Origin of the sequence: Caballeronia sp. LjRoot29 (assembly GCF_964252755.1) — a bacterium.
Classification (GTDB): Bacteria; Pseudomonadota; Gammaproteobacteria; order Burkholderiales; family Burkholderiaceae; genus Caballeronia.
The window spans coordinates 89,659-102,760 of sequence record NZ_CAXUPU020000005.1; the positions used below are offsets into that span (position 1 = coordinate 89,659).

The window sequence follows — 13,102 nt, forward strand, 5'->3', positions numbered from 1 at the left end:
ATCTTAAACTTTGGGTACATCAAAAAAACCGGCAACTTGTTGAAAAACAATAAGAAATTAGTTCATAAAAATCCTATTAAATTCGACATAAATGCTGGCGAAAGTATTTTTTTTCGCTAACAGTAGCTTTATCTCTAAAAATTTTCTGAAGGAGCACGATTGACCCAAGATTTGAGGAAATACTACTTTCGGCGTGGCTGTCCGTTAATAGTTCTTAATCGCAATCATTGTTCTGTATGAATAAATAATAATCTGTTTCGATGTGAAGAAAATGCAGTCGTTTCACAATGTGAGTTGCCGTTTTACCAAATAAATTTCCGCTTTATAAAGGCGTCAGCGAAACGTCACTTACCGAGGACCGTAGAGCATGTCGCAGCCCTGAAGATCGTGCCGGCACCCGTATGGCGGTTGCGCGCGCGTCAACGCAGGTGGACCTGGGGTGTAAATCTCTGGCATCTTCGCCGCGCCTGCCCGTCGCGGATCATCGTCAGTTGCCACTTTTTGCCAAGCTCGCGGAGCGCCTCTTCTCCGGCGAGGGAAAAATGCTTGGTGCGGCATTCGTTGGGTCGTCCTTGCTATCTTCAATCGGCGGCGTTTCGGCTGATGGTGAGTTTTGTGACCGTACCCATCTTTCTCCTAGCTCTCGGACTATTTCTTCAAAACTCTTCACACTCGTTCGAGGTAGCATTTCATGGTCGAGATCGGGGGAAGGCGACGGCGGATCGCCCTTCTTGCGGCGCCCCATGGCTGCGTAGGGACTGGCATTTCGACGAGACTGCGCCAGATCATGGGCCTCGCGGGCCTGCGCTCTCATCAAGTCAAGGTGCTCGGCGACATCGCGGGCATCGGCAAGCCAGCGCCGACCCTGTTTCCGCAACGGAATGGGGAACGACCCATCGTCGATCTGGTTATCAACCGTTTGCACGGCCAAGCCGAGCGTGTCGGCGACTTCATCGATATTGAGAACGAGCCGGCCATCGACGCGACCCATTACCCAAAATAATGCGTTCATGCTGTGGTCTCCTCACAAAATTGGAGACTAGCAAATGATTCCAAGGTTGAGATGAAGGGCGCCCATAGCGGTATTGCAACGAGCAAAATAGCGCGATCGAATACCTATGCGGTCGCACTAATCGACATTGGGTGTCCGACGTGGCCGCCCTAGTTTAGCGCCAGGGACCGCTGGCGTGCTCTGATCGATCACCCATTGCCTGACCACCGATGGAGCCCATCGCGGCCGTCCTAGCCCCGCTACCCGAGGCGGCAAGCGATTAGGTGACTTAGTTACCATTCTGGCGACCGACGTCACGCTATAGCCAAGATACTTCGCCAGGTCGGCGTTCGTCCAAAGCGTCTCGTCTTCTGGCATCGATGCCCCTAGCGATTAAATCCAGCATCGTGCAGAAGCAATTCTAATGGCGCAACCGGACGCGATACCGTCGCGGAATCGCTTGTGAAAAAAGTTAGGAATTGATAATGCGGACCATTCATATCGCGCATGATCAACATCGCATCGGTTCGAGTCCTGCGGCTTCATGTGTTGGTTCGGACCCGCATCCAATAGAAACCGACTCAAGACTTTGTCCGAATCGCCGATAATGCGGATAACCAAAATAAGAGAGACCATGAAAACTTTCATACAAGGGGTGGTAGCCGCAGCAGTGATCGGGTCGGCAACGGCAATGCTTTATGGATGCGGCGACAAGGCAACGCCGCCCACTAGTGAAGCCGCAGCAGCCTCGGCACAGCCTACAGAGCCCCAAGCTGAGATCGCCAAGAACGAACCTCCACCCGCGCCGGAGCATGCGTATGCATTGGCCGAAGATGGCGAATACGGCTATCAGCGAGCGCTTAGCGAAGATGACAAGAAAGCCGGTCGTGCAACGGCTGCACTCCTAATGGTTCGGTATTTGGGCGAGAAGCAGGAGATACGGTCCATCAAGATAGTCGATGGAAACCTAGCCAATATTATTTCCTGCGCGCCGCCATGTAAGTTCGTGAAAAGTCGAAGCTACTACTCTGGGCGACTCGTGAAGACCGAAACTGTTCCGGTGACCGATGGATCACTCATCCAGGCTGTGATGGCTGACGCTATCAGCGGCCAGTTGCACGTTTACGGCAAACAGGCCAACTGACGATCGGCAAGTCGCTCGCGGTACTATTTTTGGATGCCTATGCACGGGCGTCCGACCTGAGTCGAGCCAGCGTCACTGACGAGCGAACGCGCCGAAGTTCAGCGTGAAAGCTGTGGGTGTGGGTGTGAAAGCTTGAACTTTTGAAAGGGACTGAGTACCGATCGTTCCAGGACCTCATGATGATTCGCGTAAAACGCGCGACAAAATTCCTGGGTGTCTGCATCAATTTCCGAAGGCGGTGCAATCTTCAGTGTGGAATGGACGAGCGTTTCCCCGTCAAATTCGCCAACAAAAAATCGACGATTCGAGATCCCGTTGCATGCCAAGGTGTCAATCAATACACGCCCGTGGTACGCGTTGCGCTTTAGCTCCTGTTCCATTTTGGGCAAAAATGCCTCCGGCCGCTCACTACTAAGCGAGAAACCGATACAAGGGAACGCTGGCGAGGGACCCTTTATGAGAGAAAAGCTCTTAGTTCTGGTCATTGCCTCTTTGGTATCACGGAATATGTATTTTCGATAACCCGCAAGACTTCATAAACGATGTCAGTTGCCTCTTGCCGAGTTTCGAGGGTTCGCGACATGCTCGGAGCACTTCCATCAGCATGAAACAGACCGTTGCGGTGCTTATCATGCAACTTGTACGCCGTCTCAAGAGCTTCGACCGTGCGCTGGCACCCGATTGTAGTCGCACAAGCCGACTTCAACGTTGTGCCATTGTAAAAACTACCAAGGCCTGCACTCGGTGGCACCTTGTATCCGTTTGTTACAAACAGTTCTTTCAGATAGTACTCTAGACCGCGAAGAGCCGGGAAAGCAAAACCGGAGTAGTCCGGTAATTCAACTGCAATCTTCCCTAGCGCGACGCCGGGGGCCAGGATTGCGCAGCCAGTCTCGGCCATGAAGTCGAAAGCGGTAGGTATGTTCTCCCTTAACTCTGCGTATAGCCCATCAAGGGTTGTATGGACCTCGACCGTTTCCAACTGGGCCTGCACGACCTCGCGCTTGTCTTCCTGATATTCGCAGAGAATCGAGACCACCATTGCGTATACGGCCATCGGTCGTCCCTGCATCAGGAATTTCCCGGTGTTGTATCGATGCAAGAAAACCTGGTCCCGCTGGGAACCGACGACTTTCATACGGACGCCGTGATTGATCGGCTCAGGCGTAAGCTTGCAATCTTCGAGTGTGAGATATTCTAGAACGAGATCCCATGTTCCTTGATCGATGTGCGCTAACGTCAACGGTCGGGCAGCGACAGGCACACGACTGCATTTATCGGCCACAAATTGTGCAACTTGAGCGGATAACGCCTGATTCTTACCCACTGTGCACTGGAGCGTTGTCGTTGCGTCCGTGCGCTTATAGACGTACAACAGCGCCGGGGGTTGATCGGGCGTGTGAAGTTCATACGAGAGTGCAGATCCCTTTTGTTCGGGACCGTGCACTTCAGCGTTCACGCTCAGCGCGAACTCTTTGATAGCGGTTTCGATGCGAGACTGGTCTAAGTTTAATTTTTGAAGTTCGGCCATTTTTGTGATGTGTGGGCTACGGCTGCGCGGGACGGGCCGTGAATCTTATCTGATCCTTCCTCTTGGCTCTGCGAAACTTGCCCGCTGGATCTGGCATCGTTCCTACGAAAGCATCAGTTTGGCTTCGAGTGACCTCAAGCGCGACGCATAGCGGGTTTGCGTGCCTTACCTGCTTTTTCCCACTCACCGGTTCGTATTTTGCGTTCGGCTGCGAGCTTTATCTTATTTTCCATATCGAACGGCGAACTGCCATCGACCTCGGCGGTGTACTTGCAATGACTGCATACGCAATGGAACTCGCGGTACCGGTACGTTTCGAAATCGGAGGTGACCAACTGCTGGTCGCATGCAGGGCAATACATGGAAATATCCCAAACCTCGCCAGACGCGGCGGTTTTCCAGCGCCACCGAAATTTGAAAAACATATCTGTTACGTAAGCCTGATGCGGTAGCGAAGCGGTGCGTTTCGGCGGAGGCGCTTGGACCGGCTTCTCAGTGGCGAAAATGTAGATTCGCAACGCCACGATAGAAAACACGGCCGCAGTGAACATAATCCAAAGCCATAGCAGCCATCGAGCCAACGCAACCGGCTCGACAAAATAGCGAGCTGAGGACAATGCGGCAGCCCAGACGCCGTCTAACGTGATACCGGCCAGGTGCGCGCCGTAAGCCAAGGCGAGGAGAATCACTGCTGAAATGACTTTACTCCACACCGGGTCTTTCCAGATTCGACGCAGAAACCCCATTTCTTAGCCGCCTCCGAAAATCGAATCTTGGTAGCCTTTCCGTACCAATTCCGTACTCAACAAAAAGGGCCAAGACTGATCGTCTTAAGCCCTTGATTTTGCTACCCTTCTTGGTGCGCCCGGCTGGGATCGAACCAGCAACCCCTGCCTTCGGAGGGCAGTACTCTATCCATTGAGCTACGGGCGCGTATGACCGAGGGCACCGCGTTCCATATACAAAACAATGGAGGCAGGACCGCTGCGAGTCCGAAACAATACCTGTTTTCCGCCGATCCGTCCACCGCAAGGACCAGGCCAACCGATATCCAGATCCTCGACCACGCTCCTTTAAAACACAAAAATCCGGGTTAACACGCGCTGCGACAGGCCTTTGCGGGCACGCCGCCACGTAAACGTTCCGTCTATAATCGACCGTGCTGGTGGAAACCATCACGAACGCCCCAGAAAGTCGTTGTTGCTGTCACGCCGTTGCTGAACCGACGCTGAACCGACTCACAAATAAAAGGGAGACGAGACGAGCATGAGTGAAGCACCCCACGGAGTCCCGATCAAAACGCCCGGCCAACTCATTGCGGCAATAGTCGCCGGGTTCGCCATTCCGATCGTCGTGATCGTACTGCTGGCCGTCTACGTCAACAACACGACACGCACCGGCGCCGGCACCGACTCCCTCTCGGAAGCGGAAGTCGCCGCGCGCGTTGCCCCCGTCGCCCAAGTCGACATACGCGACGCCAACGCCCCCCGCGTGTACAAAACAGGCGAAGAAGTCTTCAAGGCCGTCTGCACGACCTGCCACACGGCCGGCGTAGCGGGCGCACCCAAGTTCGGCAACGCCGGCGACTGGGCTCCCCGCATTGCGGAAGGCTACGACACCCTGCTCCACAACGCGCTCAACGGCAAAGGCGGCATGCCCGCACGCGGCGGCACCAGCCCCGACGACTATAGCGACTTCGAAATCTCCCGAGCAGTCGTCTATATGGCTAACGACGCCGGCGCAAAATTCGCCGAACCCGCCCAACCGGCGCCAGGCGCGGCAGCGGGCGCATCGGCACCGGCGGCAGCACCGGCGAGCGGAGCAGCAGGCGCGGCTTCAACCGACAACGCCCAGGCCGCCGCCGCAGTCGCTGCGCTGGCGAACGTCCCGCAAGCCAGTTCCGGCGCAGCGGCAGGCACGCAAAGCGCGGACGCATCGCAAGCTGGCAAGACGCTCTACACGCAGGTCTGCCAGGCCTGTCACGCGGCCGGCGTGCTCAACGCGCCAAAATACGGCGACAAGGACGCATGGGCCCCACGCCTGAAGGAACCGATGGACACCGTCTATAACTACGCACTGCACGGCAAGGGCGCGATGCCGCCGAAAGGTGGATCGAATGCATCCGATGCCGACGTGAAAGCTGCCGTCGATTACATGGTCGCTGCTGTCAAATAGCCGTTTTCAGCTTTACCTGCGGCCAATTAAAAAACCCTGCGCTAAACAAAACGCAGGGGTTTTTAATGCGTACGTGATCGGCTAAAACCTCAAGCCGGCTTCTGCAGCAACTCCTTCAACCGCGCCATCCGGTCCTTTGGCGACATCGGTGCTTCTTCCTCGGTCGGCGGCGGGGCATCGTCGAGAAGCATTTCCGGGATAAACCGCGACGCCTCGCACACCACCGTCTCGCGCGCCCGCTTGCGCTTCTTGCACCAGTTCACATGAAGACTGCGCTGCGCCCGCGTGATCGCCACATACATCAGCCGCCGCTCTTCCTCGATCCGGCCGGTGTCGACCGGAGCGTCGGCGTCCGCATCGGGATTGCCACGGTGCGGCATGATTCCCTCTTCCACGCCGACCAAAAAGACGTGCGGATACTCAAGGCCCTTCGACGCATGCACCGTCGTCAGCCGCACGGCATCGGGGTTTTCGTCCTTGCCTTCCAGCATCGACATCAGCGCGACGGTCTGGATCAAGCCGAGCAGGTTCTTGCCTTCATCGCCGAAACCATCGGCGTTGTCGTAACCCGTGGCTTCCGAATCCTCGGACGGCTCCGCCTCCGGTTTCGTGCCCTTTTTCTTCAGCCACTCGCAGAATTCCAGCACGTTCTGCCACTTCGATTGCGCCTGACGTTCGTCGTGAGCATCGTAGAGATAGGCCTCGTAATGGATCGCCTCCATCATGTCGTCGAGCACCTGGGTCGCCGGATCGCGTCCCGCCCGGTCGGACAAGCGCTGCATCCACTCGCAGAACGCGCGCAACGGCTCAACCTGCCGCGCCGACAACCGCGCCTCGATTCCGCCCATGAACACGGCTTCAAACAGCGACACCTTCGCCTGACCCGCAAACGAACCCAGCGCCTCGAGCGTGGTATTGCCGACGCCCCGCCGCGGTGTGGTGATCGCGCGGATGAAGGCAGGATCGTCGTCTGGATTCGCGATCAGCCGCAAATACGCGACGATGTCCTTGATCTCGGCTTTATCGAAGAATGACTGGCCGCCCGACAACACGTACGGAATCCGTTCCCGCCGCAATACCTGTTCGAAGATCCGCGCCTGAAAATTGCCACGATACAAAATCGCGTAGTCGCGAAACGCCGCGCGCCGCTCGAATTTATGCGCCGACAGCCGGAACACAACCGATTCCGCTTCGTGCTCTTCATCGTTGCAAGCGGTCACGGTAATGGAGTCGCCCATGCCGTGTTCGGACCAAAGCTTCTTCTCAAACAGCTTGGGATTGTTTGCGATCACGTTGTTGGCGGCCGTCAGGATGCGCACGGTCGACCGGTAGTTCTGCTCCAGCTTCACCACATGCAGCTTCGGGAAATCCTTGCCCAATTGCGCGAGATTTTCCAGCGTCGCGCCGCGCCAACCGTAAATGGCCTGATCGTCGTCGCCCACGGCCGTGAAAGCCGCACGCGGACCGGCCAGCAGCTTCAGCAGCTCGTACTGGCAAGTGTTCGTATCCTGATACTCGTCGATCAGCAGATATCGCAGCCGGTTCTGCCACTTCTCGCGAACCTGCTCGTTCTCAGCGAAAAGCTGCGCGGGCTTCAGGATCAGGTCATCGAAATCAAGCGCCTGATACGCATGCAACGTCGCCACGTAGCTCCGAAACACAATGGCGGCCTGCATCTCGTCTTCGTTCGACGCGCTCGCCGACGCCTGATCCGGCGACATCATGCCGTTTTTCCAGAGCGAAATAATCGACTGGACCTTGCGGATCAAGCCTTTATCCGTGGTGCCGAGCTGTTCCTGAACCAAGCCGAAACAATCGCTGGAATCCATGATCGAGAACTGCGGTTTCAGGCCGACGTGCTCCGCCTCCTGCCGCATGATCTGGACGCCAAGCGAGTGAAATGTCGATATGGTCAACTGGTTCACCGGCACCCGGCGGCCTTCCTTGCGGGGCGTGGTGAGCGTCTTCCCTTCGAGCAGCTTGGCTGTGCGCTCGCGCATTTCGAGCGCGGCCTTGTTCGTGAAGGTCAGCGCGGCAATGTGCTTCGGCTCGAAGCCCTTGCCTTCAATCAGATGGGCGATCTTCTGGGTGATCACGCGCGTCTTGCCGCTGCCGGCGCCGGCGAGCACAAGACATGGGCCATCGAGATAGCGCACCGCTTCGGATTGCGCGGCGTTCATACCTGCTGCGGACATCGTTCGGACACTTTGAGATGCGTAAATCAGGCGGACGTTTCGGCTGCCGGAAGTACGCGGTGGTGAGCAAGATGGTGAGCAAAATTGCGCCCTCATGCAGCGAGCGCAAATTCGAGAGCGCGATGTTAACACGGACGAAACCATCCTTTGAAAGCGATGGTTCTGGCCCTTTCGGCCCGTGCCACAATACCGGCATCGCCAAACAACAGGATGCCCGCATGACAGCACTTCTAAAAGTAGGCCTGATGGGATATGGCTTCGCTGGCGAAACGTTTCACGCACCGGTAATCGAACATTGCGGCCGCGCGACCGTGTCGGCCATTGCCACCGGCAAGCCCGAGCGAGCGCAAGCCGATTACCCGAACGCGACGATCGTCGAAGATTTCGGTGCCCTGCTCGCCCTCGATGAACTCGATTGCATCGTCATCGCCACGCCCAACGACACCCATTTTGATCTCGCTAAAAAAGCCCTCGACGCGGGCAAGAACGTCGTGGTCGACAAGCCCGTCACGCTTTCCGGCGCCGACGCAAAAACCCTCATCGATATAGCCGAAAAGCGCGGACTGCTGTTCGCACCGTTCCACAATCGTCGCTGGGATGGCGATTTCATGACGGTGCGCGCGTTGATCGAAAGCGGCCGGCTCGGGCGCGTGACGCACTATGAATCGCATTTCGACCGCTTCCGGCCCAAAGTGCCGCAACGATGGCGCGAGGAAGCATCGCGGGGCGGCGGCTTGTTGTTCGATCTCGGACCGCATCTCATCGACCAGGCTTTGACGCTGTTCGGCCGTCCGCAGACCGTGTATGCCAGCGTCAACGCCCACCGAGATCACGCAACCGCACCGGACTACGTTCATCTGCTGCTGGGCTACGAAGACAAGGAAATCATCCTGCACGCCACCGCGCTGGCCGCGCTGGAACCGCCGCGTTTCGCCATTCACGGCACGCGCGGCAGCTATGTGAAAACGGGTCTGGATGTACAGGAAGACCAGCTCAAAGCTGGTTTGCGTCCCGGCAATCCCGAATTCGGCCGCAATCCGCCCGGCCTGCTTCGCGAAGTCGATGGCGACCACGACTTGCGTCAGGAATTCGCCACCCGCGACGGCGCTTACGCAGAGTTTTATCGAGCGCTGGCGGCATCGGTGCTTGACGGAAAGCCGTTCCCGGTCGCGTCGCAAGATGCCGTCGATGTCATGACCATCATCGATATCGCCATCCGCAGCAACGCCGAAGGCCGCCGACTCGATTTCACGCCGCTCTAATAACAAACGGCCCACGCGCGACTTTCAAACACACAGCGTTACATTTGCGCGCCGCTCCGACGTCAGCCGGAGCGGTGCGCGGACCGTTCTTCTCCAGTCGTTATCGTCTTATCTTAAAAACCAAACGAGGAGAACTTCAATGCTGACGCTTAAAGCAGGTTTTACCCGCGCGCTGATTGGCGTGGCGCTCGCGGGATCGCTGGCGGCGTGTGTCGTCCAACCGACGCGCCAGGTCGATGTCGTCCAGGAAACGCCGGCGCGCCCCGATCCGCACATGGAAGCAGTGCATCGGATGGATCAGGTGAACGGGCGGATCAACGCGTTGTGGCATCACGTCGATCAGCGCGTGGGCCAGGGCTTTTATCCGCCGCCACAGGGCGAGGCTTTCCATCATCGACTGGATGTAGTGCGTCAGGAAGCGCGTGACATGGCTTCGCAGCATGGCGGCGGTTTGTCGGGTGAAGAACAGCACACGCTGAACGGCGAGCTGGACGGTTTGCAGCACGCGATCCAGTAAGTTCTTAATGCGCCGAACGGATGGCTTGCTCTATGGCTGCCGTTCGGCCTGAGGCGCGCCAAGCTCAAAACCCAACACCATCTCCGCTATTTCCACGACCTCCTGCATCGCGGCTTCAACGGCTTCAGCCGATGGCGCCAGCAACAGGTCATCGGCGTAACCCATTGCCAGCGCGAAGATTTGCCGGGCAGCGCGTTCCGGCGATGCGCATCGGAACACCTTCGCCTCCACGCCCTTTTCGATAATCCCGCACAGCATCGCTTGCCAGCGGCTGATCTCGCTTAGATACGCTCGCGCCAGTTCTGCGTCGTGCATGGCTTCGTCCCACGCATCGAGCCACAGCCCCCAACCGTCATCCTTGCTGGCGGGCAGGCAGTCGCGGATAAAACCGAGCAACGCGTCGACCGGCGGTTTATCGGACAAACGCGCGCCGGCTTCTTCGAGTTGCTCGTTAGCAAAGTGCACGAACGCCTCACGACGCAACTCGTCCCAGTCGCCGAAGTAGTGATAAATGTGACTGCGCGACAACCCCGCGTGATCGGCGAGATCGCGCGTGGAGACGTTGGCAAAACCTTTCTGACGAAACAATTCCAGGGCGGCCGCAATGATCTGATCTTTGCGTTCGGGCGACGACCGCGACATATTCGATTCCTTTTCTAGCGTGTACAGATTCTGGTTGAGCTTGCGCTTTGAGCGACCGCTCAATTATAATTTGAGCAGCCGCTCAAATTATAACGGCGATTTTACCCAAGGTACGGTCATGTCATTCGTCACATCAGAAATCCGGATAGTTGAGCGCGAAAAGCTCGGTCAGCAATCCGCCACATCCACGCTCAAAGCCATTGCCCGCGCTTATCCCGGCAAGCTGGTTTGCACGTTGTCGCTCGTCGCGCTGGAGAACGCGCTGTTGCTCGCGTATCCGTTGTTTGCCGGATTTGCCGTCGACTCGATCATTCGCGGCGATGCCCGCAGCGCGTTGTTCTACGCGGTCATCGTATTGGCGTTCTGGGTAGTCGGCGCCGCTCGACGGGCCGTGGATACGCGCACCTTCACGCGGATTTACGCCGATCTGGCCGTGCCGGTGATCCTGAACCAGCGCCTGCAGAACCAAAGTACGTCGACGGCTGCGGCGCGCGTGGTCTTGGCCCGGGAGTTTGTCGATTTCTTCGAAAAACACGTGCCGACGATGGTCACCGCGTTGGTATCGATCATCGGCGCCGTGGTCATGCTGCTGGCGATCGAGCCCTGGATCGGCGTAGCCAGCCTGGGCGGGTTGCTGCTGTGCCTGGCCTTGCTGCCACGCTTTGCACGACGCAACCAGAGCTTGCATCAGCGGCTGAATGACCGGTTGGAGAAGGAGATCGGCCTGGTCGCGAAAGTGGGAACGCTCACGCTGAAACGGCACTATCGCGTGCTGTCCAGGTTGCGGGTTCACCTCTCGAACCGTGAAGCCGCGGCGTTTTTGTTCGTCGGCTGCGTAGCGGCGGTGTTGTTTGTCATCGCCATCAGTCAGTTGGCGATGGCGCCCGCGGTCAAGGCGGGGCATGTCTATGCCGTGATGACGTATCTCTGGACCTTTGTCAGCAGCCTCGACGAAGCGCCGTACATGGTCGATCAACTCGCGCGCCTGCGCGATATCGGCAAGCGCGTGGATCCAGGCCTCAGCAAGGATTAACCGCCACCGCTGTTTGACAAGCTGAATTCGGTCGCGTAAATTCGCCGCACGCGTCGGGAGAGCGCGCTGGCTTCGGTTGTTCGCATCGAGAACGACTTGAAACGAAGCAAGCGCCGCCGAAGGGGCACACCCACAAACTCTCAGGCAAAAGGACCGGCCGCGTCGAATTTCCGTCTATGAATCGCGCCTTTAACCAGGCGCCAGAAACGGAAGGTCGAACTCTGGAGAGCGGCATCGGCTGATCAGAATCATCAGTCAGATGCCCACCGAAGGGGCGCGCGTTGGACGCCGGTTGATCGGCGCACGGCGTGCAATCTCTCAGGTACCGAGGACAGAGGGGTCATGTACCGGATCGCTACGCGGTTTGGGCTTTGCTTTCAAAGCTCGAACCCCGAGCGGGTTTGTCGCATGGCCTTTTTTTGTTTTCGCGCACGCCCGAGGCCCGCTCCATGTCTGATCTTCAACACACGCCCTTGCACGCCACTCACCTTGCGCTCAACGCACGCATGGTCGATTTCGGCGGCTGGGACATGCCCGTCAATTACGGTTCGCAGATCGACGAACACCACGCGGTGCGCACCGACGCCGGCATGTTCGACGTGTCGCACATGCGCGTCGTCGATTTCACCGGCGACAAGGCGCGCGAGTTCTTCAAGCACGCGATCGCCAACAACGTCGACAAACTCACCGTTCCCGGCAAGGCGCTGTATTCGTGCCTGCTGAACCCGGAAGGCGGCGTGATCGATGACCTGATCGTCTATTACTTCGCCGATGACAACTATCGCGTTGTAGTGAACGCCGGCACGGCCGAAAAAGACATTGCGTGGTTCGGCCATCTCAACGCGGAAGGCGGTTTTGGACTGACGATCACGCCGCGCCGCGATTTTTCGATCGTGGCCGTGCAAGGTCCGAACGCCCGCGAAAAAGTCTGGCAAGTGCTGCCGGAAACGCGCGATGCCACCGCCGAACTCAAACCTTTCAACGCCGTGCAATTTCCCGGCAGCTCGTTCGGCGACGTGATGCTCGCGCGCACCGGCTACACGGGCGAAGACGGTTTCGAAATCGTCGTGCCTTCCACGCACGTTGAAGCGTTCTGGAACGCATTGATCGCGCAAGGCGTGAAACCCGCCGGCCTCGGCGCACGCGACACGCTGCGTCTCGAAGCGGGCATGAACCTGTACGGCCAGGACATGGACGACACGGTTTCCCCGCTCGACGCAGGTCTCGCGTGGACCGTCGATTTGAACGATGCAAATCGCGCGTTCGTTGGCCGTGCCGCGCTGGAAAAGAACGGCTCGAAAGCGCGCTTTGTCGGCCTGATTCTGCAGAAGGAAAACGGCCGTGCCGGTGGCGTGCTTCGTGCTCACCAAAAGGTCGTCACGGCCGACGGCGAAGGCGAGATCACGAGCGGCACATTCTCGCCATCGATGCAGGAATCCATCGCGTTCGCCCGGGTGCCGGCGAGCGTGAAACCGGGCGACAAAGTGCACGTCGTGATCCGCGACAAACAACTGCCGGCAAGCGTGGTAAAACTGCCTTTCGTGCGCAACGGCAAGGTGTTGGCGGCGCTTTAAACCGCCTGCAATCACCTGCTGAAACAGCCACGCACGTC

Annotated in this window: 12 protein-coding genes, 1 tRNA gene and 2 riboswitches; of the genes, 6 read left to right on the forward strand and 7 right to left on the reverse strand. The window is 58.0% G+C overall.

From position 1 onward, the window contains the following. Nucleotides 1–487: 487 nt before the first annotated feature. A complete protein-coding gene (locus ACSQ83_RS07905; RefSeq protein ID WP_436227757.1) occupies nt 488–1,012 on the reverse strand; it encodes a helix-turn-helix transcriptional regulator in 525 nt (174 codons plus the stop codon). Nucleotides 1,013–1,625: 613 nt separating this feature from the next. Between ACSQ83_RS07905 and ACSQ83_RS07910 the strand changes: the two genes are divergently transcribed. After that, nucleotides 1,626–2,135: a hypothetical protein gene (locus ACSQ83_RS07910; protein ID WP_436227758.1), complete on the forward strand. Its 510-nt coding sequence runs from the start codon at nt 1,626–1,628 to the stop codon at nt 2,133–2,135. Between the two features lie 98 nt (nt 2,136–2,233). Here the strand turns inward: ACSQ83_RS07910 and ACSQ83_RS07915 are convergent, their stop codons facing one another. The 4 genes from ACSQ83_RS07915 to ACSQ83_RS07930 all read right to left on the reverse strand — a co-directional run bounded on the left by ACSQ83_RS07915 (nt 2,234) and on the right by ACSQ83_RS07930 (nt 4,599). Beyond that, nucleotides 2,234–2,620 (reverse strand): type II toxin-antitoxin system RnlB family antitoxin, encoded by a 387-nt coding sequence (locus ACSQ83_RS07915; protein ID WP_436227759.1) that lies wholly within the window; start codon nt 2,618–2,620, stop codon nt 2,234–2,236. Beyond that, nucleotides 2,617–3,666: a type II toxin-antitoxin system RnlA family toxin gene (locus tag ACSQ83_RS07920; protein ID WP_436227760.1), complete on the reverse strand. Its 1,050-nt coding sequence runs from the start codon at nt 3,664–3,666 to the stop codon at nt 2,617–2,619. Before ACSQ83_RS07920 ends, ACSQ83_RS07915 begins: the two co-directional genes overlap by 4 nt. 134 nt (nt 3,667–3,800) lie before the next feature. Beyond that, nucleotides 3,801–4,412, reverse strand: coding sequence for a hypothetical protein (locus ACSQ83_RS07925; RefSeq protein WP_436227761.1), 612 nt, complete (start codon nt 4,410–4,412; stop codon nt 3,801–3,803). Nucleotides 4,413–4,523: 111 nt separating this feature from the next. After that, nucleotides 4,524–4,599: transfer RNA gene (locus ACSQ83_RS07930), tRNA-Arg, on the reverse strand. A 333-nt stretch (nt 4,600–4,932) separates the two neighbouring features. Here ACSQ83_RS07930 and ACSQ83_RS07935 point away from each other — a divergent pair. Next, entirely contained in the window at nt 4,933–5,841 is a 909-nt protein-coding gene (locus tag ACSQ83_RS07935; protein ID WP_436227762.1) for a c-type cytochrome, read from the forward strand. An 89-nt stretch (nt 5,842–5,930) separates the two neighbouring features. Here ACSQ83_RS07935 and ACSQ83_RS07940 read toward each other — a convergent pair whose 3' ends face one another. After that, on the reverse strand, nt 5,931–8,036 hold the full coding sequence (locus tag ACSQ83_RS07940) for a UvrD-helicase domain-containing protein (RefSeq protein ID WP_436227763.1): 2,106 nt from the start codon (nt 8,034–8,036) through the stop codon (nt 5,931–5,933). 218 nt (nt 8,037–8,254) lie between these two features. Here ACSQ83_RS07940 and ACSQ83_RS07945 point away from each other — a divergent pair, with 218 nt between their 5' ends. Both ACSQ83_RS07945 and ACSQ83_RS07950 read left to right on the forward strand, forming a co-directional pair. Beyond that, a complete protein-coding gene (locus ACSQ83_RS07945; protein WP_414947784.1) occupies nt 8,255–9,298 on the forward strand; it encodes an oxidoreductase in 1,044 nt (347 codons plus the stop codon). A gap of 139 nt (nt 9,299–9,437) precedes the next feature. Beyond that, nucleotides 9,438–9,815, forward strand: a complete 378-nt coding sequence (locus ACSQ83_RS07950; RefSeq protein ID WP_414947783.1) for a hypothetical protein — start codon at nt 9,438–9,440, stop codon at nt 9,813–9,815. 30 nt (nt 9,816–9,845) lie between these two features. Here the strand turns inward: ACSQ83_RS07950 and ACSQ83_RS07955 are convergent, their stop codons facing one another. Next, nucleotides 9,846–10,457, reverse strand: a complete 612-nt coding sequence (locus tag ACSQ83_RS07955) for a TetR/AcrR family transcriptional regulator (RefSeq protein WP_436227764.1) — start codon at nt 10,455–10,457, stop codon at nt 9,846–9,848. Between the two features lie 118 nt (nt 10,458–10,575). Here ACSQ83_RS07955 and ACSQ83_RS07960 point away from each other — a divergent pair, with 118 nt between their 5' ends. Next, nucleotides 10,576–11,490 carry an ABC transporter six-transmembrane domain-containing protein gene (locus ACSQ83_RS07960; RefSeq protein ID WP_436227765.1) on the forward strand — a complete coding sequence of 305 codons (915 nt, stop codon included), beginning with the start codon at nt 10,576–10,578 and terminating at the stop codon, nt 11,488–11,490. Between the two features lie 44 nt (nt 11,491–11,534). Continuing rightward, nucleotides 11,535–11,656: riboswitch (glycine riboswitch) on the forward strand. A 45-nt stretch (nt 11,657–11,701) separates the two neighbouring features. After that, a riboswitch (glycine riboswitch) is annotated at nt 11,702–11,835 on the forward strand. A gap of 104 nt (nt 11,836–11,939) precedes the next feature. Beyond that, nucleotides 11,940–13,064, forward strand: a complete 1,125-nt coding sequence (gcvT, locus tag ACSQ83_RS07965) for a glycine cleavage system aminomethyltransferase GcvT (protein ID WP_436227766.1) — start codon at nt 11,940–11,942, stop codon at nt 13,062–13,064. The last annotated feature ends 38 nt before the right edge of the window (nt 13,065–13,102 follow it).

Excerpts from the sequence above, each read along its gene's own strand:
- ACSQ83_RS07920 (WP_436227760.1), bottom strand. The coding sequence starts at position 3,666 with ATGGCCGAACTTCAAAAATTAAACTTAGACCAGTCTCGCATCGAAACC.
- ACSQ83_RS07945 (WP_414947784.1), top strand. The coding sequence starts at position 8,255 with ATGACAGCACTTCTAAAAGTAGGCCTGATGGGATATGGCTTCGCTGGC.
- ACSQ83_RS07960 (WP_436227765.1), top strand. The coding sequence starts at position 10,576 with ATGTCATTCGTCACATCAGAAATCCGGATAGTTGAGCGCGAAAAGCTC.
- ACSQ83_RS07915 (WP_436227759.1), bottom strand. The coding sequence starts at position 2,620 with ATGACCAGAACTAAGAGCTTTTCTCTCATAAAGGGTCCCTCGCCAGCG.
- ACSQ83_RS07925 (WP_436227761.1), bottom strand. The coding sequence starts at position 4,412 with ATGGGGTTTCTGCGTCGAATCTGGAAAGACCCGGTGTGGAGTAAAGTC.
- ACSQ83_RS07940 (WP_436227763.1), bottom strand. The coding sequence starts at position 8,036 with ATGTCCGCAGCAGGTATGAACGCCGCGCAATCCGAAGCGGTGCGCTAT.
- ACSQ83_RS07905 (WP_436227757.1), bottom strand. The coding sequence starts at position 1,012 with ATGAACGCATTATTTTGGGTAATGGGTCGCGTCGATGGCCGGCTCGTT.
- ACSQ83_RS07955 (WP_436227764.1), bottom strand. The coding sequence starts at position 10,457 with ATGTCGCGGTCGTCGCCCGAACGCAAAGATCAGATCATTGCGGCCGCC.
- ACSQ83_RS07935 (WP_436227762.1), top strand. The coding sequence starts at position 4,933 with ATGAGTGAAGCACCCCACGGAGTCCCGATCAAAACGCCCGGCCAACTC.
- ACSQ83_RS07950 (WP_414947783.1), top strand. The coding sequence starts at position 9,438 with ATGCTGACGCTTAAAGCAGGTTTTACCCGCGCGCTGATTGGCGTGGCG.
- ACSQ83_RS07910 (WP_436227758.1), top strand. The coding sequence starts at position 1,626 with ATGAAAACTTTCATACAAGGGGTGGTAGCCGCAGCAGTGATCGGGTCG.
- gcvT (WP_436227766.1), top strand. The coding sequence starts at position 11,940 with ATGTCTGATCTTCAACACACGCCCTTGCACGCCACTCACCTTGCGCTC.